Source organism: Candidatus Blastococcus massiliensis AP3 (assembly GCF_000582785.1).
Classification (GTDB): Bacteria; Actinomycetota; Actinomycetes; order Mycobacteriales; family Geodermatophilaceae; genus Blastococcus; species Blastococcus massiliensis.
Window position 1 is genome coordinate 1,272,783 of record NZ_HG931173.1, and the last position, 21,122, is coordinate 1,293,904.

The 21,122-nt window shown below is 73.9% G+C and carries 24 protein-coding genes; 13 read left to right on the forward strand and 11 right to left on the reverse strand.

Annotation, left to right across the window (positions count from 1 at the left end; all coding sequences use genetic code 11):
• The first annotated feature begins 9 nt into the window (after nucleotides 1–9).
• The 3 genes from BN344_RS06280 to BN344_RS06290 are packed head-to-tail and all read left to right on the forward strand — an operon-like array spanning nucleotide 10 to nucleotide 4,127.
• On the forward strand, nucleotides 10–1,791 hold the full coding sequence (locus BN344_RS06280) for an ABC transporter ATP-binding protein (RefSeq protein ID WP_040337392.1): 1,782 nt from the start codon (nucleotides 10–12) through the stop codon (nucleotides 1,789–1,791).
• Nucleotides 1,788–3,617, forward strand: a complete 1,830-nt coding sequence (locus BN344_RS06285; protein WP_040337393.1) for an ABC transporter ATP-binding protein — start codon at nucleotides 1,788–1,790, stop codon at nucleotides 3,615–3,617. The genes BN344_RS06280 and BN344_RS06285 overlap by 4 nt, the downstream gene beginning before the upstream one ends.
• A gap of 54 nt (nucleotides 3,618–3,671) precedes the next feature.
• Nucleotides 3,672–4,127, forward strand: a complete 456-nt coding sequence (locus tag BN344_RS06290; RefSeq protein WP_231486629.1) for a YflT domain-containing protein — start codon at nucleotides 3,672–3,674, stop codon at nucleotides 4,125–4,127.
• On the opposite strand, the gene BN344_RS06295 is transcribed toward BN344_RS06290, so the two are convergent.
• Nucleotides 4,124–4,930: a TrmH family RNA methyltransferase gene (locus BN344_RS06295; protein WP_040338045.1), complete on the reverse strand. Its 807-nt coding sequence runs from the start codon at nucleotides 4,928–4,930 to the stop codon at nucleotides 4,124–4,126. The genes BN344_RS06290 and BN344_RS06295 overlap by 4 nt on opposite strands.
• A 99-nt stretch (nucleotides 4,931–5,029) precedes the next feature.
• Here BN344_RS06295 and BN344_RS06300 point away from each other — a divergent pair, with 99 nt between their 5' ends.
• The 3 genes from BN344_RS06300 to BN344_RS06310 are packed head-to-tail and all read left to right on the forward strand — an operon-like array spanning nucleotide 5,030 to nucleotide 7,115.
• Nucleotides 5,030–5,743 (forward strand): ABC transporter ATP-binding protein, encoded by a 714-nt coding sequence (locus tag BN344_RS06300; protein WP_040337395.1) that lies wholly within the window; start codon nucleotides 5,030–5,032, stop codon nucleotides 5,741–5,743.
• Nucleotides 5,740–6,507: an ABC transporter permease gene (locus tag BN344_RS06305; protein WP_197022243.1), complete on the forward strand. Its 768-nt coding sequence runs from the start codon at nucleotides 5,740–5,742 to the stop codon at nucleotides 6,505–6,507. Before BN344_RS06300 ends, BN344_RS06305 begins: the two co-directional genes overlap by 4 nt.
• A 56-nt stretch (nucleotides 6,508–6,563) precedes the next feature.
• The gene (locus tag BN344_RS06310) at nucleotides 6,564–7,115 is read left to right on the forward strand and encodes a TetR/AcrR family transcriptional regulator (RefSeq protein WP_081788389.1); all 552 of its coding nucleotides are present in this window, start codon (nucleotides 6,564–6,566) and stop codon (nucleotides 7,113–7,115) included.
• Between the two features lie 6 nt (nucleotides 7,116–7,121).
• Here BN344_RS06310 and BN344_RS06315 read toward each other — a convergent pair whose 3' ends face one another.
• Nucleotides 7,122–7,955, reverse strand: coding sequence for an acyl-CoA thioesterase (locus BN344_RS06315; protein WP_040337396.1), 834 nt, complete (start codon nucleotides 7,953–7,955; stop codon nucleotides 7,122–7,124).
• 27 nt (nucleotides 7,956–7,982) lie between these two features.
• Between BN344_RS06315 and BN344_RS06320 the strand changes: the two genes are divergently transcribed.
• Nucleotides 7,983–8,951, forward strand: a complete 969-nt coding sequence (locus BN344_RS06320; RefSeq protein WP_040338048.1) for an aldo/keto reductase — start codon at nucleotides 7,983–7,985, stop codon at nucleotides 8,949–8,951.
• On the opposite strand, the gene thpR is transcribed toward BN344_RS06320, so the two are convergent.
• From thpR to BN344_RS06345, 5 genes are all read right to left on the reverse strand, one after another.
• Nucleotides 8,932–9,501, reverse strand: coding sequence for an RNA 2',3'-cyclic phosphodiesterase (gene thpR / locus BN344_RS06325; RefSeq protein WP_040337397.1), 570 nt, complete (start codon nucleotides 9,499–9,501; stop codon nucleotides 8,932–8,934). The two genes, BN344_RS06320 and thpR, sit on opposite strands and share 20 nt — an antisense overlap.
• Nucleotides 9,498–9,884 (reverse strand): hypothetical protein, encoded by a 387-nt coding sequence (locus BN344_RS06330; RefSeq protein WP_040337398.1) that lies wholly within the window; start codon nucleotides 9,882–9,884, stop codon nucleotides 9,498–9,500. Before BN344_RS06330 ends, thpR begins: the two co-directional genes overlap by 4 nt.
• A gap of 46 nt (nucleotides 9,885–9,930) precedes the next feature.
• The gene (locus BN344_RS06335) at nucleotides 9,931–11,325 is read right to left on the reverse strand and encodes an MFS transporter (protein ID WP_231486534.1); all 1,395 of its coding nucleotides are present in this window, start codon (nucleotides 11,323–11,325) and stop codon (nucleotides 9,931–9,933) included.
• Nucleotides 11,322–11,756 carry a MarR family winged helix-turn-helix transcriptional regulator gene (locus BN344_RS06340; RefSeq protein ID WP_040337399.1) on the reverse strand — a complete coding sequence of 145 codons (435 nt, stop codon included), beginning with the start codon at nucleotides 11,754–11,756 and terminating at the stop codon, nucleotides 11,322–11,324. The genes BN344_RS06335 and BN344_RS06340 overlap by 4 nt, the downstream gene beginning before the upstream one ends.
• A gap of 91 nt (nucleotides 11,757–11,847) precedes the next feature.
• On the reverse strand, nucleotides 11,848–13,398 hold the full coding sequence (locus BN344_RS06345) for an NCS2 family permease (RefSeq protein ID WP_040337400.1): 1,551 nt from the start codon (nucleotides 13,396–13,398) through the stop codon (nucleotides 11,848–11,850).
• A 168-nt stretch (nucleotides 13,399–13,566) separates the two neighbouring features.
• On the opposite strand from BN344_RS06345, the gene BN344_RS06350 reads away from it, so the two are divergent.
• A complete protein-coding gene (locus tag BN344_RS06350; protein ID WP_040338050.1) occupies nucleotides 13,567–13,788 on the forward strand; it encodes a DUF2530 domain-containing protein in 222 nt (73 codons plus the stop codon).
• Here BN344_RS06350 and BN344_RS06355 read toward each other — a convergent pair.
• The gene (locus BN344_RS06355) at nucleotides 13,785–14,606 is read right to left on the reverse strand and encodes a DUF3027 domain-containing protein (protein WP_040337401.1); all 822 of its coding nucleotides are present in this window, start codon (nucleotides 14,604–14,606) and stop codon (nucleotides 13,785–13,787) included. The genes BN344_RS06350 and BN344_RS06355 overlap by 4 nt on opposite strands.
• A 155-nt stretch (nucleotides 14,607–14,761) precedes the next feature.
• On the opposite strand from BN344_RS06355, the gene BN344_RS06360 reads away from it, so the two are divergent.
• Complete coding sequence (locus BN344_RS06360) at nucleotides 14,762–16,129, forward strand: MFS transporter (RefSeq protein WP_155858770.1); 1,368 nt, start codon at nucleotides 14,762–14,764, stop codon at nucleotides 16,127–16,129.
• Entirely contained in the window at nucleotides 16,126–16,581 is a 456-nt protein-coding gene (locus BN344_RS06365; RefSeq protein ID WP_155858771.1) for a DUF2771 family protein, read from the forward strand. The genes BN344_RS06360 and BN344_RS06365 overlap by 4 nt, the downstream gene beginning before the upstream one ends.
• Here BN344_RS06365 and BN344_RS21260 read toward each other — a convergent pair whose 3' ends face one another.
• The gene (locus BN344_RS21260; protein ID WP_040337402.1) at nucleotides 16,582–16,977 is read right to left on the reverse strand and encodes a cold-shock protein; all 396 of its coding nucleotides are present in this window, start codon (nucleotides 16,975–16,977) and stop codon (nucleotides 16,582–16,584) included.
• A gap of 121 nt (nucleotides 16,978–17,098) precedes the next feature.
• Complete coding sequence (locus BN344_RS06375) at nucleotides 17,099–17,677, reverse strand: hypothetical protein (protein ID WP_040337403.1); 579 nt, start codon at nucleotides 17,675–17,677, stop codon at nucleotides 17,099–17,101.
• Between the two features lie 70 nt (nucleotides 17,678–17,747).
• Here BN344_RS06375 and BN344_RS06380 point away from each other — a divergent pair, with 70 nt between their 5' ends.
• Together BN344_RS06380 and BN344_RS06385 are read left to right on the forward strand one after the other, a co-directional pair.
• A complete protein-coding gene (locus BN344_RS06380; protein WP_040337404.1) occupies nucleotides 17,748–18,515 on the forward strand; it encodes an endonuclease/exonuclease/phosphatase family protein in 768 nt (255 codons plus the stop codon).
• 51 nt (nucleotides 18,516–18,566) lie between these two features.
• Complete coding sequence (locus BN344_RS06385) at nucleotides 18,567–18,887, forward strand: hypothetical protein (protein ID WP_051515590.1); 321 nt, start codon at nucleotides 18,567–18,569, stop codon at nucleotides 18,885–18,887.
• Nucleotides 18,888–18,941: 54 nt separating this feature from the next.
• Here the strand turns inward: BN344_RS06385 and BN344_RS06390 are convergent, their stop codons facing one another.
• On the reverse strand, nucleotides 18,942–19,163 hold the full coding sequence (locus tag BN344_RS06390) for a hypothetical protein (protein WP_040337405.1): 222 nt from the start codon (nucleotides 19,161–19,163) through the stop codon (nucleotides 18,942–18,944).
• 161 nt (nucleotides 19,164–19,324) lie between these two features.
• Between BN344_RS06390 and BN344_RS06395 the strand changes: the two genes are divergently transcribed.
• On the forward strand, nucleotides 19,325–21,122 hold a 1,798-nt coding region (locus tag BN344_RS06395; RefSeq protein ID WP_051515705.1), incomplete at its 3' end, for a helicase-associated domain-containing protein.

Consider the following 21,122-nt stretch of genomic DNA (forward strand, 5'->3'; position numbering starts at 1 on the left):
CGATCCGCCATGGACGACGCCCGCGACACCCCGCACGCCGACCGGACCGGGTTGTCCGCGCTGCGCCTGCTCCTGCCCTACATCCGGCCCTACCGCCGGCTGGTCGCGCTGACCTTCGGTGCCGCGCTCCTGGCCACGCTGACGCAACTGGCCGTCCCGCTGATCACCGCGGCCGTCGTCGACGGACCGATCGCCGACGGCGACCGCGCCGGGCTGTGGCCGCTCCTGGGCCTGGCGCTGGCCTTCGGGATCGCGGAGGCGGTGCTGTTCTTCGTCCGCCGCTGGGCCATGAACCGCAGCTGCCTGCAGATCGAGCGCGACCTGCGCGACGCCCTCTACCAGCGGCTGCAGCGACTGCCGGTCGCCTTCCACGACCGCTGGGCCTCGGGCCAGCTGCTGTCCCGCGCGACCAGCGACATGTCCACCGTCCGCCGGTTCGTGGGGTTCGCCGCGGTCTTCCTCATCGTCAACCTGATCACCTGCGCGGTGGTCTCGGTGCTGCTGCTGCTCACCTACTGGCCGCTCGGCGTCGCCGTCCTGCTCACCACGCTTCCGCTGACCGTCCTGGCGCTGCGCTGGGAGAAGCGCTACAACCTGCAGTCCCGCCGGGTGCAGGACCAGCAGGGCGAGCTCGCGACCGACGTCGAGGAGGCCGTGCAGGGCATCCGGGTGGTGAAGTCGCTCGGCCGCAGCGGGCTGGTGTTCGGCCGCTACGACGCCAAGGCGCGTCACCTGCGCCGGCTGGAGCTGGACAAGGTGCGCACGCTCGCCCTGCTGTGGTGCGTCTTCGAGCTGCACCCGCAGGTGACCCTCGCGGTCATCCTGGTGGGCGGCGCGTTCGCGGTGAGCGGCGGCGCCCTGACCATCGGCGGGCTGGTGGCGTTCGTCGCCCTGTTCACCGTGCTGCTGTGGCCGATCCTGTCGCTGGGCTTCCTGTTCGCCTTCGCCCAGGAGACCGCCAGCGCGTGCGAGCGCATCGGCGAACTGCTCGACGAGCCGCTCACCGTCACCGACCGTCCCGGCGTTGGGCCGCGGCCGATCGGCTCCCCCGCCCGGCTCCGCTTCGAGGACGTGGGCTTCACCCATCCCGGCTCGTCCACCCCGGTGCTCGAGGGCGTCGACCTCGAGCTCGCCCCCGGTGAGACCGTCGCGCTGGTCGGCGCCACCGGATCGGGGAAGACGACCCTCACCTCGCTGGTCGGGCGGCTGCACGACGTGACCGCCGGCCGGGTCACCCTCGACGGCGTCGACGTGCGCGACCTGCCGCTGGCCCAGCTGCGCGGGATCGTCGCGGTCGCCTTCGAGGAGGCGACGCTGTTCTCGATGAGCGTCCGGGAGAACCTGACGCTGGGCCGCCCCGACGCGACCGACGCCGACGTCGCCGAGGCACTGCGCACGGCGCAGGCCGACTTCGTGCACGACCTGCCCTGGGGGCTCGACACCCGCATCGGCGAGCAGGGCCTGTCGCTGTCCGGCGGGCAGCGGCAGCGGCTGGCGCTGGCGCGGGCCGTCCTGGGCCGCCCCTCGGTGCTGGTCCTCGACGACCCCCTGTCCGCACTCGACGTGCACACCGAGGCCCTCGTCGAGCGGGCCCTGCGCGACGTGCTGGCCGGGACCACCGCCCTGGTCGTCGCGCACCGGCCCTCCACCGTCCTGCTGGCCGACCGGGTGGCGCTGCTGGCGGGCGGGCGGATCGCCGCAATGGGCACGCACTCGGAGCTGCTCGCCGAGGTGCCGGCCTACCGGGACCTGCTGGCGCAGGAGAGCGACCTGGTGGAGGCGCGACCATGACCGCGGACCAGGACCTGCCCGACCAGAGCTGGCGCGGCGTCGCCACGGAGGACTCCGACGACCTGCCCACGGGCGCCGGGATCTTCCTGCGCGACCGATCCCGGCGGCTGCTCGGCGAGCTGCTGCGGCCGCACCGGCGGGCGCTGTGGTGGCTGCTGGCGACGATCGTCGTGCAGAACGCCGCCTGGCTGGCCGGCCCGCTGCTCATCGGCGTGGGCATCGACGTCGCCGTCCCCGCGCTCATGGACGGAGACCCCTGGCCGCTGGTGTGGATCAGCACGGCGATGCTGGCCGCGGCGGGGCTGGACACCGCGCTGCGGTTCGTCTTCCTGACCCGGTCGGGCCGGGTGGGCCAGGCGATGCTGCTGACCCTGCGCCGGCGGGTGTTCACCCACGTGCAGAAGCTGCCGCTGTCCTTCCACGAGCGGTACACCTCCGGCAAGACGATCAGCCGGCTGACCAGCGACGTCGAGGCGCTGGCCGAGCTGCTCGACGAGGGCCTGGACAACCTGGTCACCGCGCTGTTCAGCGTGCTGACCATCGGCGTCGTGCTGGTCGTGCTCGACCCGCCGCTGGGCTTCGTCGCCCTGCTGGGGTTCCCCGCGCTGTTCCTGGTCGCCCGGTGGTTCCAGCGCAACAGCACCGTCGCCTACCGGCGCACCCGCGAGACGATCGCCGCCCTCATCGTCCAGTTCACCGAGACCTTCGGCGGCGTCCGGGCGGTGCAGGCCTTCCGCCGCGAGCCGCGCAACGACCAGCTGTACGCCGCGCTCAACGACGACAACCGCCAGGCGCACCACCGGGCGTTCTGGCTGATCGCCGTCTTCGTGCCGGCCGTGACGCTGATCGGGAACCTGACCACGGTCGCCGTCCTCGGTTACGGCGCGCTGCGGGTCCTGGACGGCGCGCTGGCCGTCGGGACGCTGGTGTCCTTCCTGCTCTACCTGCGGCGGTTCTTCGACCCGTTGCAGGACATCGCGATGTTCTACAACAGCTACCAGTCGGCCACGGCCGCACTCGAGAAGCTCTCCGGCGTCCTCGAGGAGCGGCCCACCGTGCCGGAACCGGCCGACCCGGTGCCGCTCCCGGCCGCCGTCGGCGAGGTGGTCCTCGACCGGGTGGGCTTCGGCTACACCGACAGCACCGTGCTGCCCGAGCTCACGCTGACCGTGCCGCCCGGCCAGACCGTCGCCCTGGTGGGCACGACCGGTGCGGGCAAGTCGACGCTGGCCCGGCTGGTCGCGCGGTTCTACGACCCCGTCAGCGGCGAGGTGCGGCTGGACGGCGTCCCGCTGCACCGGCTGTCCGACGGGGACCTGCGACGCGCCGTGGTGATGGTGACCCAGGAGAGCTTCCTGTTCTCCGGCACGGTCGCCGACAACATCGCCTTCGGCCGCCCGGGGGCCACCCGCGAGCAGATCGAGGGCGCCGCCCGGGCGATCGGGGCGCACTCCTTCATCGCCGACCTGCCCGAGGGCTACGACACCGAGGTGGACAAGCGCGGCGGGCGGTTGTCCGCCGGGCAGCGGCAGCTCGTGAGCTTCGCGCGCGCCTTCCTCGCCGACCCCGCCGTGCTGGTCCTCGACGAGGCCACCAGCTCCCTGGACGTGCCGAGCGAGCGCCTGGTGCAGCACGCGCTGCGGACCCTGCTCGCCGACCGGACGGCGCTGATCATCGCCCACCGGCTGTCCACCGTGGAGATCGCCGGCCGGGTGCTCGTGATGGAGGCGGGGCGGATCGTCGAGGACGGCACCCCCACCGAACTCGTGGCCGGAGCCGGCCGCTTCGCCGCGTTGCACCAGGCCTGGGCCGACAGCCTCGTCTGAGTGGAACACGCTGTTCGGATGGGTCGTTGCCCCGGTATGAGTGCTTCCGTGTCGATGCCGCTGGGCGGCGTCCAGGTCGGTTCCTACGACAGCTACGAGCGTGCGCAGGCCGCCGTCGACCACCTCTCCGACGAGAAGTTCCCCGTCGAGAACGTGACGATCATCGGCTCGGACCTGCGTCAGGTCGAGAAGGTGCTCGGCCGGCTGACCACCGGACGGGCGATCGGCGCCGGGGCGGCCGGCGGCGCCTGGTGGGGCCTGTTCGTCGGGTTGCTCCTGGGCATCTTCGCCCCCGACGGTGCAGGGTGGATCGGCTCCGTGCTCGCCGGCCTGCTCATCGGTCTCGTCTTCGGCGCACTGTTCGGCTGGATGGGCTACGCGGCCACCCAGGGCAAGCGCGACTTCACCAGCACCAGCCGGATCGTCGCCGCCCGCTACGACGTCATGTGCGCCCCGGCCCACGCCGAGCAGGCCCGGGAACTCCTCGCGCGGTTCAGCCTCCGCTTCTAACGGAGGGCGGCGAAGGCGACCGCGGCCGCGGCCGCCACGCCGAGTGAGTCCACCCCGGAGCGCATGGGGATGCGCGCGCGAACCCGTGCGGCCCGTTGCGCCTCCGGGGTCAGCCCGGGGCCCTCGGCGCCCAGCAGCACCGCGGTGCGCGGGTGCGCGCGCGGATCGACGTCGGCCAGGTCGACCGCGTCGTCGGCAGGGGTGAGCGCGACGGTGAGGTAGCCGGCGTCATGCAGCCGGTCCAGGCCGCCGGGCCAGTCGGGCAGCACGGCGAACGGCAACGTCAGCACGTGGCCCATCGAGACCCGCACCGACCGCCGGTAGAGCGGATCGGCGCAGCGCGGGTCCAGCAGCAGCCCGTCCACGCCCAGCGCGACCGCTGAACGGGCGATCGACCCGAGGTTCTCGTGGTCGTTGAGGGCCTCGAGGATCGCCAGGCGGCGCGGAGCCGCCGGGTCGGGGCCGCGGAGCAGCCCCCCGAGGTCCGCAGCGGGCAGTCGGTCGGCCGATGCCAGCGCGCCCCGGGTCAGCCGGAAGCCGATGACCTCCGAGAGCACCCACTTGTCGGCGACGTAGACGGGGGCGTCGGCGGGCACCCCGAGTGCCTCCACCCGGCCCGGCACCCCGAACACCGCCCGCACCCGGTAGGGCGAGAGCAGCAACCGCTCGATCGCCGCCGTGCCCTCCACGATGACCGGCGAGACGCCGGGTGGCGCACCCGCCGGCCGGTCTCCCGCCTTGAGGTCGCGGAAGTCGGCCACCCGCGGGTCCTGCGGATCGGTGATCAGGACGGGCGGGGGCATGCCGCCGATCATGCCTGCCGCGCGAGGAAGCCCATTGACGCGCCCTCGACAACTCATCTAGCGTTGAGTTCATCACTCGTTGAGTTCCGAGGAGTCGTCATGGACGCCGTCGTCGTCCGGGATCTCGTGGTCGACCGGGGACCACGCCGCGTGCTGCACGGGCTCGGTTTCACCGTCCCGCCCGGTCAGGTGACCGGGCTGCTCGGTCCCAGCGGCAGCGGGAAGAGCACGCTGATGCGGGCCCTGGTCGGCGTGCAGAAGGTGCGCTCCGGCGAGGTCACCGTGCTCGGCGAACCGGCGGGCGCCGCCGGCCTGCGCCGACGGGTCGGCTACGTGACCCAGGCGCCCAGCGTCTACGCCGACCTGACCGTGCGCGAGAACGCCCACTACTTCGCCGCCCTCTACGGCCGCGGCACCCGGGTGGCCGACGCCGCCATCGCCGACGTCGGCCTCGCCGACGCCGCCGGCCAGCTCGTCGGCGACCTGTCGGGCGGCCAGCGTGGCCGCGCCTCGCTGGCGTGCGCGCTCGTCGGCGAGCCGGAACTGCTGGTGCTCGACGAGCCGACCGTCGGGCTCGACCCGGTGCTCCGGGTCGAGCTGTGGGAGCGGTTCGCCGCCCTGGCCGCCGCCGGCACGACCCTGGTCGTCTCCAGCCACGTCATGGACGAGGCCAGCCGCTGCGACCGGCTCCTGCTGCTGCGCGAGGGCGAACTGCTGGCCGACACCACGCCGGCCCGGCTGCGCGCCGACACCGGGACCGCCGACCTCGAGGAAGCCTTCCTCCGGCTCGTCCGGGAGCAGGTGGCGGCATGAGCACCGCGATGAGCCCCGCGCTGACCGCCGCCACCACCGGGCGCGTCCTGCGGCAGCTCCGCCACGACCACCGCACCGTCGCGATGATGGTCCTGCTGCCCAGCCTGCTGCTGGGGCTGCTCTACCTGGTGTGGCAGGACGTCCCCACCGCACCGGGGCAGCCCAGCACGTTCGACCGGGTCGGGCTGACCATGCTCGGGATCTTCCCGTTCGTGGTGATGTTCCTGGTGACCAGCATCGCGATGCTGAGGGAGCGCACCTCCGGCACCCTCGAGCGGCTGCTCACCACGCCGCTGTCGCGCCTGGACCTGCTCGCCGGCTACGGCACTGCGTTCGGTCTCGCCGCCGCGGTGCAGGCAGTGGTCACCGTCACCGTGGCGACGACGCTCTACGACCTCGAGGTCGCCGGGTCCCTGGCCCTCGTCGTGCTCATCGCCGTCGTCGACGCCGCGCTCGGGGTGGCGCTGGGACTGCTGGCCAGCGCCTTCGCCCGGAGCGAGTTCCAGGCCGTGCAGTTCATGCCGGTGATCGTGCTGCCGCAGTTCTTCCTCTGCGGCCTGCTCGTGCCGCGGGACCAGATGGCCGGGTGGCTGCAGGCGGTCAGCGACGTCCTGCCGCTGACCTACGCGGTCGAGGCGCTGCAGGAGGTGGGACGCTCGCCCGAGGCCACCGGCACGATGTGGACCGACGTCGGCATCGTGGCCGGCGCCGCCGTGCTCGCCCTCGCGCTGGCGGCCGGCACCCTGCGGAGGAGGACCAGCTGAGCAGCGAGACCCGGCGTCCCGGACGGCGTCCCGGCAACCCGGACACGCGGGAGGCGGTGCTCGCCGCGGCGCGCAGCGCGTTCGGCGAGCGCGGGTTCGACGGGGCCACGATCCGCGGCATCGCGACCGCCGCCGGGGTGGATCCGGCCCTGGTCCACCACTACTTCGGCAGCAAGGACCGGCTCTTCCTCGCCGCCATCGAGGCCCCGGCCGACCCGGCCGAGCTGCTGCCCGAGGTGCTGGCCGGCGGCAGGGACCACGTCGGCGAGAACGTCGTCCGGCTCCTGCTCCGCCTGTGGGACGGACCGATGCAGCCCGCGGGGCTCGCGCTGCTCAGGTCGGCCGTGGGCAACGAGTGGGGGGCCAAGCTCCTGCGGGAGTTCCTCGTCACCCAGGTGCTGCGGCGCGTCGTCGGCAGCCTGGACCTGCCGCCCCGGGAGGCGGAGATCCGCGGCGCGCTCGTCCTCTCGCAGCTGACCGGCGTCGTACTGAGCCGCTACATCCTGCGCATCGAGCCGCTGGCCACGAGCAGCCCCGAGAACCTCGTGGCCGCGATCGGCCCGACCGTGCAGCGCTACCTCACCGGCGACGTCGAGCTGCCGGGCTGACGACCGTCAGCCGCCGGCGCGCGACATCCGGGCCAGCTGCCGCGCCTGGGCGACCAGCCGGCCGGTGGAGTCCCAGATGGTGCAGTCCTCGTCGAGCCAGCCGCCGGCGATCTGCCGGGCGCTGGTCTCCGCGAGGCACCAGCCCTCCGCGGGCAGCCCGCGGACCAGGACCTGGAGCTGCACGGTCGGGGCCCAGCCGCGGTGGCCGATCACGAACCCCAGCGGCGGCAGGACGTCGGCGAAGGTGAGCAGCGCCAGCGGGTCGGCCGGGCGGCCGTCGACGAAGCGCACCCAGGCGCGGATCACCGGCTCGTCGGACGGTTCGCCGATCGTCCACCCGGCGGTCGCGGGGTCCAGCCGGCTGTCCACGTGCCGGCTCAGGCCCGGCCGCTTGCTGGGGTCCGGGTTGAGCCGCGCGGCCAGGTCGATGCAGTCCTCCGGCGGCGGCATGACCGGCATCGGCGCGTCCTCGTACTCCGGAGCCTCGTCGCCGAGGGTGGCGGTGGTCGCCTGGACGGTGAGGGACGGCCGGCCGGCCGCGTCGGAGAGCGTGACCAGCGAGTGGGCGAGGGTCCGCCCCGCGGCACCGGGGGTGACCTTCAGCTGCACCGTGTCGGCCGCCGTCGTCCGCACGTAGCTCGCGGCCACCGCGACCGGGTGGGGGTGCGGGCTGTCCATGACCGCGGCCTGCGCCGCCACCGACAGCAGGTAGCCGCCGTTGAGGATGCCGCCGCCGACCTGCCAGGTGGGGTCGAGGTCGGCGAGGAAGACGTCCCCCTCGGTCCGGCGGACGGCGGTGGCGGTGTCGAAGTCGTACGACTGGTCATCGGTCTGCGGCACGACCGACAGAGTGCCAGGGTGGCCGTCATGGACTACACGCACCTCGGCCGCAGCGGCCTGACCGTCTCCCGCCTCTGCCTGGGGACCATGAACTTCGGCTGGCAGACCCCCGAGGCTGACTCGCACGCGATCATGGACCGGGCTCTCGCCGAGGGCGTGAACTTCTTCGACACGGCGAACGTCTACGGCCGGGACGCCGGCAAGGGCCGCACCGAGGAGGTGCTGGGCACCTGGTTCGCCCAGGGCGGGCAGCGGCGGGAGAGGACCGTGCTGGCCACCAAGGTCTACGGCAACATGACCGACTGGCCGAACGACACCTTCCTCTCGGCCCGCAACATCGTCCGCGCCTGCGAGGCCTCGCTCCGGCGCATGCAGACCGAGTGGATCGACCTCTACCAGTTCCACCACGTCGACCTGAAGACGCCGTGGGAGGAGATCTGGCAGGCCTGCGAGACCCTCGTCGCCCAGGGCAAGGTGCTCTACGTCGGCTCCTCGAACCACGCCGCCTGGCAGATCGTCGCGGCCAACGAGGCGGCGGCACGACGGAACTTCCAGGGCCTGGTCAGCGAGCAGTCGCACTACAACCTGCTCACCCGGCACGTCGAGCTCGAGGTGCTGCCGGCCGCGCGGCACTACGGCGTCGGCATCATCCCGTGGAGCCCGCTGGCCGGCGGGCTGCTGGCCGGCGTCCTGGAGAAGGCAGAGAGCGGACGGCGCAGCGACGAGCGCACCCAGCGCCGGATCGAGAAGCTGCGCCCCCAGCTCGAGGAGTACGAGGCGTTCTGCCGCGAGATCGGTGCCGCGCCGGCCGACGTCGGCGTCGCCTGGCTGCTGCACCAGAAGGCGGTCACCGCCCCCATCGTCGGGCCGCGCACCATGGAGCAGTTCGAGGGCGCGCTCACCGCGCTGGAACTGACGCTGGACGACGCCCAGCTCGGCCGCCTCGACGAGATCTTCCCGGGCTACAAGGCCGCCCCTATGGAGTACGCGTGGTGACCGGCCAGGCCGCGACGGTCTCGTGGGCCGACGCCGGTCCCAGCCGGCTCTCGACGAGCCGCACCTCGCGGACCGGCCACACCGGCCCGCGGTAGTCCGCGAGCCGGTCGGTGACCGTCCCGTCGGCCGGCTGACGCGGACGCCATCTGCCGAGGGTCAGATGCGGGCGGAACGGACGCTCCTCCACCGGCAGGTCCAGGGCGCGGGCCGCGGCGACCAGGCGCTCGGCCAGCTCGGCCAGCGGGCCGACGTCGCCGTCGACACCGGCCCAGGCCACCTGCGGACGACGGAGCGACCCGAACCGTCCCCCGCCGGCCAAGCGCAGCCGGATGGGCGGCGCCGCGGCCACGGCGGGAGTCACGGCATCGGCGAGCCCGGTGATCAGCTCGCGCGGGACCGCGCCCAGGAACAGCAGCGTGAGGTGCCAGCGCGCCGGCTCGTTCCAGCGGGGTGCCCCGGCCAGTCCGCGCAGCGACTGCACCGCTCGCTGCAGATCGGCGCGTGCGCCCTCGGGTGGATCGACGGCGAAGAACAGCCGGGCGGGGGTCAGCCGCCGACCGCCAGACCGGCCAACTGCAGCGCGGTGACCAACCGGAGCCGCTCGACGTCGCGGGCGCGCCCCGGGGGTTCGGTGGCCAGCGCGTGCGGCACGCCGAGCATGCCGGCCGCCTCGACGAGGACGTCGTCGTAGGCGGCCTGCAGGGCACGTCGACGCACCATCGGAGCTCCGGCAGGAATCAGGTCCAGCTGTCGGCCCAGCCGGCGGATGTCGGCGGCCACCGCCTCCACCGGCCGTCGTCCGGCTGCCGGGTTGTGCCGCGCGCGGCGTCGGGCGGCGCGCTCGGCCAGCCAGCGTTCCGCCGGGAGGTACCCGACGACGACGGCGCAGAGCGCGGCGAACGGGAGGCCGAGCAGGACGAGTGAGCCGGTCATGGCAACTCCGGACCGTGACGGACGGACGGCCCGACCGTACCGCGGATCAGCCGCGCGGCGGACCGGACTGGACGCCCGGCGTCCGCCCGGCGACCACCTCCTCCTCGGCGCGCTCCCGGGGCGCGAGGGCAGCTCGTTCCCCGACCTGCAACCGCACCCAGGGGCGTGCCCGCACCCGCTCCACCCGCACGGACCGCCCGCGGCCGAGCAGCAGGCCGGCGACCCCCGCGGCCACGACGACGACGCCGCCACCGAGGAGCAGCCCCCAGCGCGGCCCGAGGTGCTCGGCGATGAGGCCGATCAGGGGCGCGCCGATCGGCGTCCCGCCCATGAAGCACATGAAGTACAGCGCCATGACCCGGCCGCGCATCTGCGGGTCCACGCCCAGCTGGACGAAGCTGTTGTTGGCCACGCTGAAGACCAGCGCAGCCGCACCCGTGGGCACCAGCAGCACACCGAAGGCCACATGGCCCGGCATCAGTCCGGTGATCACGGTCAGCACGCCGAACACCAGCGCGGAGCCGACCAGGAAGCGCTGTCTGGGTCGCTGGCTCCGCCGCGTGGAGAGCAGCGCACCGCTGAGCGAACCGATCGCGAACACCGTGGAGAGCAGACCGAACGCCTCGGCGCCCAGGCCGAACTCCGCCCGGGCCATCAGCGCGATGGTGATCTGGTAGTTGAAGCCGAAGGTGCCGACGACGAACGCCAGCCCCATCGCCAGCATCAGGTCCCGATGGGCCCAGGCGTAGGCCGCCCCCGCACGCAGCTGTCCCTTGCCCCGTGCCACCCGGTCGCTGGGCCGGAGCTCGTCGGCGCGCATGGAGCCCAGGGCGAGGATGGTGAAGCCGAAGCTGGCCGCGTTGATGAAGAAGGCCGGGGCCGTGTTCCCCGAGGCGGCGCCGATCAGGAGACCCGCCACCGCCGGGCCCGCGAGTCGGGCACCGTTGAAGATCGTCGAGTTGAGACTGACCGCGTTGGTCAGCAGCTCGGGCCCCACCATCTCCGAGACGAATGCCTGCCGGACGGGGGCGTCGATCGCCGCGGCCGCACCCAGGCCGCTGGCGAGCACGAAGACGTGCCAGAGGGCCACCGCGTCGGTGACCACCAGGACGGCGAGGATCAGCGCGAGCAGACCCATGGCGGCCTGGGAGATCTGCAGCAGCCGGCGCTTGGGATAGCGGTCGGCGAGCAGCCCGCCGTAGGGGCTCAGGAGCACGGTGGGGGCGAACTGCAGGGCGGTGATGAGCCCGAGGGCGACCCCGCTGTCGTCGGTGAGCTGCAGGACCAGCCAGTCCTGGCCGATCCGCTGCATCCACGTCCCGGTCTGGCTGACCAGGTTCGCCGACGCGTACCGGCGATAGTTGCGCACGCGCAGGGCGCGGAACATGCCACCGCGGGCCCGTCCCTGCTCGGCGCTCCGGGCGGGGCTCGTCCGGGTCACCCGCTGACCAGCTTGTCGATGATCGTGGCCGCCTCCCGGAGCGCGCCCCGTTCCTCCGGCGTCAGCTCCTGCAGCCGCCCCGACAGCCAGGCCTCGCGGGCCCGCCCCTCGGCGGCGAGCATCTCCCCGGCCCGGTCGGTGAGCCCGAGGACGACCTGCCGCCGGTCGGTCGGGTGCGGTGTGCGCGTGACCAGACCCATGTCCTCCAGCGCCACCACCACCCGGGTCATCGAGGGCGGCTGGACCCGCTCGTGGGCGGCCAGCTCCCCCGCGCTCATGGGCCCGTGGCGCTTGAGCGTGGACAGCGCCGACAGGTGCGTGAGCGTCACCGAGGTGTCGACGCGCTGGTTCCGCAGCCGTCGCGCGAACCGCATGACCGCCAGCCGCAGTTCATGGGCGAGCGCCGCGGTGTCCAGCGTCGTCCGACTCACGATAGTTAGCGTACCTCACTAACGGCCGGGGTGACCGACGAGAAGGGCCCCGTCACCGGTGGGTGACGGGGCCCTGCGAGGGGGACCTCGCTCAGACGATCTGCTGGATCGGTTCCAGGGCGAAGTAGATGACGAACATGACCGCGATGATCCACATCAGCGGGTGGATGTCCTTGCGCCGCCCGATGACCAGGCGCAGCAGCACGAAGCTGATCACGCCCGCCCCGATGCCGTTGGTGATCGAGTACGTGAACGGCATGAGCGCGATGGTGAGGAAGGCCGGGATGACCAGGGACATGTCGTCCCACGCCAGGTGCCGGATCTGGGTGATCATCAGCGCGCCGACGATGACCAGGGCCGGGGCCGCGGCCTCCGACGGCACGGCCAGCACCAGCGGGCTGAAGAACATCATGAGCAGGAACAGCGCGCCGGTGACGACACTGGCCAGGCCGGTGCGCGCGCCGTCGGCGACGCCCGCGGTGCTCTCGATGTAGGTCGTGTTCGACGAGACGCTGCCCGCGCCACCGGCGGCGGCGGCCAGCGAGTCGACGAGCAGGACCGGCTGGGACCTGGGCAGGTTGCGGTTCTCGTCGAGCAGGTCACCCTCGGCGCCGACGGCGGTCACCGTGCCCACGGTGTCGAAGAAGTCCGCGATCATGATCGAGAACACGATCAGCAGCGCGGCGATGATGCCGATGCGCTCGAACCCGCCGAACAGCGAGAAGTTGCCGAGCAGCGACAGGTCCGGGGTGCTCACGACGTCGTCGGGCAGCGCCGGCGTCTGCAGCGCCCAGCCACGCGAGTTGACCTCCTCGCCGCCGGCCGTCCGCGGACCGACCTCCGCGATCGCCTCGACGACGATCGCGAGCACGGTGGTCGCCAGGATGCCGATCAGCAGGGCGCCCTTGACCTTGCGCACGACCAGCACGGCGGTGAGCAGCAGACCGATGACGAAGACCAGCATCGGCCAGCCGGCCAGCCCGCCGTCGACGCCGAAGCTGATCGGCGTTCCCTGACCCGCGCGGACGATGCCGGCGTTCGCCAGGCCGATGATCGTCAGGAAGAACCCGATGCCGACGGCGATCGCGACCTTCAACTGAGCCGGGATCGCCTCGAACACCGCTCGCCGGAACCCGGTCAGCACCAGGACGGTGATGATCAGCCCCTGGAGCACGACGAGGCCCATGATCTCGGGCCAGGACAGCTGGGTGGCGGCGAAGACGGCGACGATGGCGTTGATGCCCAGTCCGGCGGCCAGCGCGAGGGGGTAGCGGCCGACGATGCCCATGACGATCGTCAGCGCACCCGCGATCAACGCGGTGACCGCGGCGATGCCCTGGAACGGCAGCACGGTCCCCTCGACGTCGGCTCCCTGCGTGCCGTCCAGGCCCGGGATGCTCGTGAGGATGATCGGGTTGAGCAGCACGATGTAGGCCATCGTGAAGAAGGTCGTCAGACCGCCGCGGACCTCGCGGGACAGCGTCGAGCGTCGGGCGGTGATCTCGAAGTAGCGGTCCAGGCCGTTCTTCGGCTTGGCCCGCGGCCCCTCGCTGCGGTGCGGGGTACCCGGGTCCGCGGCGACGTCCGCCGGTGTGTCACCGGGGGCGGTGCTGCCCGCGGACGGGCCGAACTTCTCTGCCATGACGACTCCACGACGAATGGCCGGGCGGGCGAGTGGCGGGGGAAGCGCGCGTCTGCCGGCCGGGGTGCGATCTGGAACGAGCGGCGACAGCGTGCCACATGATCATTTCGTTTCTGCAACAGCTGAGGAAGGCGGGGTGTGAGCCTCGTCGCGTCCTACAGTCGGGGCGTGCCGTCACCGACCAAGCAGGCCCCGCCGCCGCTGCAGGTGGACACCGCCCGCGTCGTCCTCGCCGGGATCGGGGTGTGGGCGGTCGCCCTCGTCGTCGTGCTGCTGCTGGGCGACCGGGTCGACCGGATGTGGACCTGGACCTGCCTGGCCGCCATCGCCCTCGCCGTCCTGGGGCTGGCCATCATGCGCTGGCAGGGCCAGCTCGGCCGGAAGGACTAGTCGGTCAGGACGTCGTAGGTCCCGGTGTCGTAGCGCGCGGACCGGACCACCTCGGTGGGCTCCACGACGACGAGCGTCGCCTGGCTGTGCGCTCCACAGCCGTAGTCGGCGGCGACGACCCGTCCGTCCGCCGGGGCGTAGAGGTTGCCGCACGCGCCGACCCGCTGGCGGAGCGACCCGGCCAGGGGCAACCAGAAACCGCAGGTGCCGCACGGGCCGGGGGCCGAGCGGGCCATCGCCGAGCCGGGACCGAAGTCACCGCCGCTCCAGCGGGCGACCGCCTCGGCGCGGCCCTCCGCCGACATGACCCGCTCGCGACCGAGACCGAGCTCGGAGGCGACGATCCGGCCCTCGGGATCGTCCGCGGAGTCGTCGTCGGCCGTGTACGCCGGCACGAGCCGCGGGTCGTCCTCGGTGGAGGGCAGCACGTCGCCGACGGAGAGGTCGCCGGGCCGCAGCCGCTCGTGCCACGGCACCCAGGCCGGGGCGAGCAGCGCCTGGTCACCGGGCAGCAGCACGACCTCGTCGACGGTCACCGCGTCGTCGCCGGGCACCACGGCCACGGTCACCGCCCAGTGCCAGCCCACGTATCCGGGCAGCCGGCTGGCGAAGCTGTGGGTACCGGCCGCGCCGAGCGCCTCGGGCTCGACCCCGTCGACGACGGGCGGGTCGACCTCGGGGGTGAGACCGAGGTGCTCGCCGACCAGGTCGGGATCACCCGCGGTCTCGGCCGCCGCGGCGCGGGCCAGCTCGACCGCGTCGGCGAGGGGCCCCGGGTCGGCGGATGCGGACCAGCGGGCGGCGGAGGACTCGGACACGACGCCATCATCCCTGAGAGGCGCCCCCGGCGGTGCGGCCGACCCCCCACGGCGAGGGATCGGGCCGTCCGCGGCGGCCGGTGCGGCACCATGGACCCGTGCCTGCCTCCCGCCGTCCCGGTGCGCGTCGGCGAGGCTCGTCCGCCGAGGACCGGATGGACACCGCACCGGTGGACGCACCTCGCGTCACGGTCACCCGCGTGGCGATCTCGCGCAGCAGGGAGCTCTCCCGCGCCGCCGCCCGCCGGGTGCAGGCGGCCAGCGAGGCGGACGGCGCCGATTCCAGCGGGCTGAGCCGGCTGCTGTGGGTCAACGCCCTGCACATGGCCGGCGACGCCCTCATCGCCGTCTCCCTGGCCGGCACGCTGTTCTTCGCGGCCACGACCGACGCCCAGCGCGGCAACGTGGCGCTGTACCTGCTGGTGACCATGGCGCCCTTCGCGGTGCTCGCCCCGGTCATCGGCCCGCTGCTGGACAGGCTGCAGCGCGGCCGGCGGTGGGCGCTGGCCGGCAGCTCGTTCGGCCGGGCGGCGCTCGCGATCTTCATGGCGGCGCACTACGACGACCTGCTGCTCTACCCCGCGGCCCTGGGCGTCCTGGTGCTGTCGAAGGCGCACAACGTGCTGCGCGCCGCCGTCGTCCCCCGCGTCCTGCCGCCCACGCTGTCGCTCACCTCGGCCAACGCCCGGCTGTCGGTGTTCGGACTCGCGACGTCGGGTGTCGCCGGGGCGATCGGCGCCGGGGTGGCCTGGGCCCTGGGCTTCGAGCCCGAGCTCTGGGTGACCGCCGCGGTCTTCACGACGTCGGGTGTGCTCGCCACGCGGCTGCCGCGGCACGTCGACGTCCCCACCGGGGAGCTCCCGGCCGACGTGCTGAGCACCGCGGAGATCCCGGTGGCCGGCCGCCGGCGCCGGCGGGTGAGCCCGCACGTGGTGCTGGCGCTGCGCGCGACGGCGGCGCTGCGCGGGTTGAGCGGCTTCCTCACGATCTTCCTGGCCTTCCTCGTGCAGGCCGAGTTCGCCGACGGGTGGACGGCGACGCTCGCGCTCGGCGGCGTGGCCGTCGCCGCGGGCGCCGGGAGCTTCCTCGGCACGGCCGCCGGCTCCCGGCTGGGCACCGCCGCGCCGGACCGCGTCGTGCTGTTCGCGGCCGGCACCGCGGCCGCCGTCACCGTCCTCGCGGCCGTCTTCTACGGCTTCGGCATGGCCGTCCTCGTCGCGGGCGTCGCCGCGGTGACCAACGCGCTCGGCAAGGTCTCGCTGGACGCGATCATCCAGCGGGAGGTGCCCGAGAACCTGCGCGCCTCGGCCTTCGCCCGCTCGGAGACTGTGCTGCAGCTGGCGTGGGTCGCCGGCGGCGGGCTGGCGATCGCCCTGCCGACCACCGGATGGATCGGCTTCACGGTGGCCGCGGCGCTGCTCGTGCTCGCCGTCGGCCTGGTGCTCTGGAGCCTGGTCGGCGGCCGGCCCTCCCCCGCGCCGGTGTCGCCCGACGCACCGACGAGCCCGCTGGGGACCCGATGACCGTGACACCGACGAACGCGATCCGCCTGCTGCCGGCCCTGGTCCTCCTGCTCGCCGGCTGCGCGAGCGGCGAGGACGGCCCCGGCGAGGTCCGCGTCCAGGCGGGCGCCCAGGACGTGCAGGCGCAGGCGGTGCAGGGCTGCGAGGGCGGCGACCCGGTGCGCTACGACACCCAGCCGCCGGTCGTCGAGGTGCCCCCGGACACCGAGATCACGCTCACCGTGCCCGCGTCGGTGGCCGAACGCGGCTGGGCCGTCCAGTTCTACGACGAGAACCTCGAGGAGGCGATCAACGAGCCGCTCGACGTCCCCGACGGCGAGGCCAAGGTCTCCGTCGTCAGCAGCGCCGACGCCGTCCCGCCGGCGTTCTACCTGCTCGTCATCGAGAACAAGGGCGGCGACTGCGGTGCGTGGTCGCGCGCCTGGCCGGTCGGCTTCATCCGCGCCGGCTAGCTAGCCCTCGAGGTCGGCGGCGACGGCGCGGAGCACCGAGGCGACCTTGCGGGACTCCGCGCGGTCGGGGTGACGGCCGTGCCGCAGCCCCTCGCCGACGTCGTCGAGGAGCTTGATCAGGTCCTCGATGATCGGGACCAGCTCGTCGGGCTTCTTCCGGCTCTTCGCGGCGACCGAGGCCGCCACCGAGGGCAGCGGGTCGAGGATCCGCACCTGGAGCGCCTGGTCCCCCCGGCGGCCGGCGACGATGCCGAACTCCACCCGCTGACCGGGCTTGAGCTCGTCGGTCCCGGCGGGGAGGGCGTCCTTGTGGACGAACACGTCCGGGCCGTCCTCGCGCGCGAGGAAGCCGAAACCCTTCTCCGGGTTGAACCACTTGACCTTGCCGGTGGGCACGCTCGATCCCTCAGTTCCTCGCTGGCACGGCTCGCGGCCGACGACGACGGCGACGCTCGGGCACCAGATTAGCCGTCGACCCCGCGCCGCCGGACCGGCGTTTTCCCTGCGCCGGGCCGGGTCAGCGCCGATCCAGCTCGGGCACCACCGCGAGCCGGCCCAGCAGCTGCAGGAAGACCACCGCGAAGTCGTTGCCGGCCACCTCGCGTTCCACGAGCACCCAGTCGACCTGTTCGCGCAGCGCGCGGGCCACCGGCAGCATCCGGGCGAAGTCGCAGTAGTGCTCGTCGAGAGCCATGAGCTTGGTGACGAGGATGTCGGTGGCCGCCAGCACCGGCATCTGCACCGACAGCACGGGCAGCACGTCGGCCCGGTCGATGAGGTCGGTCTCGACCGGGTGGCCGCAGGTCCGCCACAGGACGTCGATGAAGACGTCGTCGCGCTCGACCTTGAGCAGCCAGTCCTCGGCCGGGTCGACGACCTGCAGGCCGGCGTCGGCGAGGACCTTGGCCGTCCGCTCGGCCTCGGCGGCCGGCACGAGGAAGTCGGCGTCGTGGTCCGGTTCAGGGGCGCCGCGCACCCAGGCGGCGTAGCCGCCGCACAGGGCGAAGGGCACCCCGCCCTCCTTCAGCGCCACCGCCGTGCGCTTGAGGAGATCGCGGACGTTCTCGGGCGGGTCGGGTTCCGGGGAGCTCGGCACGGGCTGCTGCTACCCGCTCATCCGGGGATACGCACGGTAGATCCGCGACCTGCGGGGCACTGGAGCCTCCGTGCGCATCGCGAGCTTCAACATCCTGCACGGCCGCTCCCTCGACGACGGCCGGGTCGACGTCGACCGGCTGGCCGCGGCGGTGAAGTCCCTGGACGCCGACGTGCTGGGCCTGCAGGAGGTGGACCGCGACCAGCCCCGCTCGCTCGGCGCCGACCTCACCTCCGTCGCCGCCGAGGCGATGGGCGCCGTCGACCACCAGTTCGTGGCCGCCCTCTCCGGCACGCCCGGCGGCACCTGGATGGCCGCCACCGGCGACGAGCAGCCGGGCTCGGCGAGCTACGGCATCGCGCTGCTGTCCCGCTATCCCGTCGTCTCGTGGCGGGTGGTGCGGCTGCCACCGCTGCGGGCGAGCGTGCCGCTGTGGTCGGAGCAGACCAACCGGCCGTTCCTCGCCCGCGACGAGCCCCGGGTGGCGGTCGCCGCCGTCCTCGACGGGCCGGACGGCCAGCTCACCGTCTGCAACACGCACCTGACGTTCATCCCGGGGTGGAACCGGGTGCAGCTGGGCCGGCTCATGCGCTCGCTGGAGGGCACGCGCGAGCCGCTGGTCCTGATGGGCGACCTGAACATGCAGCGCCGGCAAGCCGTGCGCACCACCGGCCTCGCCTCGATCGCGGCGGCGCCGACCTTCCCCGCTGCGCGCCCTTCCCGTCAGCTGGACCACGTGCTGGTGCGGGGCCGGCTGCGGGCGACGGGGCCGGCCGAGGCGGTGCAGTTGCCGCTGTCGGACCACCGCGCGCTGGCGGTGACCTGCGAACAGTTCTGACCTGGGCGGACACGGGTCGCGCGCTGGTGCGGCCCGGTAGATCATGTCGCCATGGCAGCCACCGGGACGACCCGCCTGTTCACCCTGCTCGCCACCGTCGTCCGCGTCGTGGCGGCGGTGATCGGCGCGCTGATCCTCGCCCACGCGGTATTCGTGTTCTTCGAGGCCAACCGGGACAACGCGCTGGTGGAGTTCACCGAAGGCTTCCGCGACAGCTTCGGCTGGTTCACCAAGGACCTGTTCCAGCCCGACGACGCGAAGATCGGCGAGACGATCAACGACGCCCTCGCCGCGATCATCTGGGTGGTGGCCGGCAGCCTGATCTCGAAGCTGATCGTCCGGCTCGCCCCGACCTCCAGCGCCAAGGCCTGACCAGGGTTCTGTGCACTGACCCCCGGGGCGGTCAGTGCACAGAACGCCCGGGGATCAGCGGTTCTCGGCGAGCTGGACGCCGGCCCGGTTGGGCTTGTCCGTCGGGTGCGCGTAGCGGACGCGGTGGGCCGGCAGCGGGAAGTCGTGGTCCTGCCCGAACGGCGACAGACCCCCGGCGACCGAGGCCGAGAGCTCGGTCAGCGGCGGGCCGCCGTCCTCCGACTCCCCCCAGGTGGGCTCCACCAGGTGGGCGTTCTTCGCCTTGCGCTTCGACATCGTGCCTCCGTCAGCTCCGTGCACCGGCCGGGTGCACCACGTGTGCCCATCTTCGCCGACCCCATACCCGCGATGCACGGCACCGCCCCTCCGGGCGGGGGATGTCGCACCGTCCGGGCAGGCGGGGCACCCCTCCGGGGCGGCGACGTAACGTGGACCGGATGCCCACCGACCCCCCGGCGACCCTCGCCGCCTGGCTGCGCACCCGCAGCGACGACCAGCTGGCCGCCCTGCTGGCGGCGCGGCCCGACGTCGCGCGCCCTGCCCCGTCGGACGTCGTCGCCCTGGCCGGCCGGCTGGCCGTGCCGGTGTCGGTGGACCGTGCGCTGGACGAGCTCGACGCCACGACGCTGCAGGTGCTGGACGTGGTCCTGCTCGCCCCGACCGACGGCGTCCCGCCCGACGAGCTGATCGCCGCGCTGCCCGACCTCCCCGACGACGTGCTGGAGACGGCGCTGACGGCGCTGACCGACCGGGCGCTGCTGTGGGGCGACGACGTCCTGCGCGCGCCGGACCCGGTGCGCCGCGCCGTGCGGCACCCGGCCGGGCTGGGCCGCCGGGCGGTGGACCTGCGGGTGCAGCTCCCCGCTGACCTGCCCTCGGCCCTGGCCGAGCTGCCTCCCGAGGAGCGGGGGGTGCTCGAACGGCTGGCCGGCGACCGCCCGGTGGGACACCTGCCCGAGACCGCCGGTGGGGCGAACTCCCCCGCCCGGAGCCTGCTGCAGCGGGGGCTGCTCGCGCGCATCGACGCGCTCAACGTCGAGCTCCCGCGGGAGATCGGCCTGGAGCTCCGGGGGCCGCACCCGTACGGACCACCGCGGCTGCGACCGGAGCCGGCGGTCGTGACGCGGGACCGCACCGCGGTGGACCGGCAGGCGGCCGGTGCGGCGCTGGAGTCGGTGGGCCGGATCGGCGAGCTGCTCGTGCTCCTGGAGGACGAGCCGGCGGGGCTGCTGCGCAGCGGGGGCGTCGGGGTCCGCGACCAGAAGCGGCTGGCGCGGGAGCTGCACGTGGCCGAGCCCGAGGTGGCCTGGCTGCTGGAGCTCGCCCTGGCGGCCGGCCTGCTCGACGTGGGCGGTCCGCACCGGGACGAGTGGCTGCCCACCCGCGCGTACGACATCTGGCGCGAGCAGGACCTCGCCGACCGGTGGGCGGTCCTCGCGTGGGGCTGGCTGACCGGGGGCCGGCTGCCCGGCCTGGTCGGGCAGCGGGACATGGCCGGCAAGGCGGCCAATCCCCTGTCCCCCGACCTCGTGCGGCACACCGCGCCGGCGATCCGCCGCTCCGCCCTCGCGGTGCTCGCCGAGTACCCCGAGGGCGCCGGCCTGACGGCCGACGACCTGGTCGCCCTGCTGCGCTGGCGCACCCCGCGCCGCGCCGACCGGCTCGCGCCCGTCCCGGGGATGCTCGCCGAGGCCGCCCGTCTCGGCGTCGTCGTCGGCGGGGTGCTGTCGGGGGGCGGGCGGGGGCTGCTCACCGGCGGCGAGGACGCCGCGGCGCTGCGGATGCGCGGCCTGCTGCCCGAACCCGTCGACCACGTGCTCGCCCAGCCCGACCTCTCGCTGATCGCCCCCGGACCGCTGGTCGCCGACCTCGCCGACACCCTCGCGGTGGTGGCCGACGTCGAGTCCTCGGGCGGCGCCACGGTCTTCCGGGTCTCGGAGTCGAGCGTGCGCCGGGCCCTGGACGCCGGGTGGTCGGCCCCGGACCTGCACGACTTCTTCACCCGCGCCTCGCGCACCCCGGTGCCGCAGGCGCTGGACTACCTGGTCGACGACGTCGCGCGGCAGCACGGCCGGCTGCGGGTCGGCGCCATCGAGAGCTACGTGCGCTCCGACGACCACGGCCTGCTCTCGGAGGTGCTCAACGACCGGCGGACGGCGGCCGCCGAGCTGCGCCGGCTGGCGCCGGGTGTGCTGGTGAGCGGCCTGGGTGCCGACGAGGTGCTGACGGTGCTCC

Excerpts from the sequence above, each read along its gene's own strand:
- BN344_RS06280 (WP_040337392.1), top strand. The coding sequence starts at position 10 with ATGGACGACGCCCGCGACACCCCGCACGCCGACCGGACCGGGTTGTCC.
- BN344_RS06285 (WP_040337393.1), top strand. The coding sequence starts at position 1,788 with ATGACCGCGGACCAGGACCTGCCCGACCAGAGCTGGCGCGGCGTCGCC.
- BN344_RS06290 (WP_231486629.1), top strand. The coding sequence starts at position 3,672 with ATGCCGCTGGGCGGCGTCCAGGTCGGTTCCTACGACAGCTACGAGCGT.
- BN344_RS06295 (WP_040338045.1), bottom strand. The coding sequence starts at position 4,930 with ATGCCCCCGCCCGTCCTGATCACCGATCCGCAGGACCCGCGGGTGGCC.
- BN344_RS06300 (WP_040337395.1), top strand. The coding sequence starts at position 5,030 with ATGGACGCCGTCGTCGTCCGGGATCTCGTGGTCGACCGGGGACCACGC.
- BN344_RS06305 (WP_197022243.1), top strand. The coding sequence starts at position 5,740 with ATGAGCACCGCGATGAGCCCCGCGCTGACCGCCGCCACCACCGGGCGC.
- BN344_RS06320 (WP_040338048.1), top strand. The coding sequence starts at position 7,983 with ATGGACTACACGCACCTCGGCCGCAGCGGCCTGACCGTCTCCCGCCTC.
- BN344_RS06330 (WP_040337398.1), bottom strand. The coding sequence starts at position 9,884 with ATGACCGGCTCACTCGTCCTGCTCGGCCTCCCGTTCGCCGCGCTCTGC.
- BN344_RS06345 (WP_040337400.1), bottom strand. The coding sequence starts at position 13,398 with ATGGCAGAGAAGTTCGGCCCGTCCGCGGGCAGCACCGCCCCCGGTGAC.
- BN344_RS06360 (WP_155858770.1), top strand. The coding sequence starts at position 14,762 with ATGGACACCGCACCGGTGGACGCACCTCGCGTCACGGTCACCCGCGTG.
- BN344_RS06365 (WP_155858771.1), top strand. The coding sequence starts at position 16,126 with ATGACCGTGACACCGACGAACGCGATCCGCCTGCTGCCGGCCCTGGTC.
- BN344_RS06385 (WP_051515590.1), top strand. The coding sequence starts at position 18,567 with ATGGCAGCCACCGGGACGACCCGCCTGTTCACCCTGCTCGCCACCGTC.
- BN344_RS06390 (WP_040337405.1), bottom strand. The coding sequence starts at position 19,163 with ATGTCGAAGCGCAAGGCGAAGAACGCCCACCTGGTGGAGCCCACCTGG.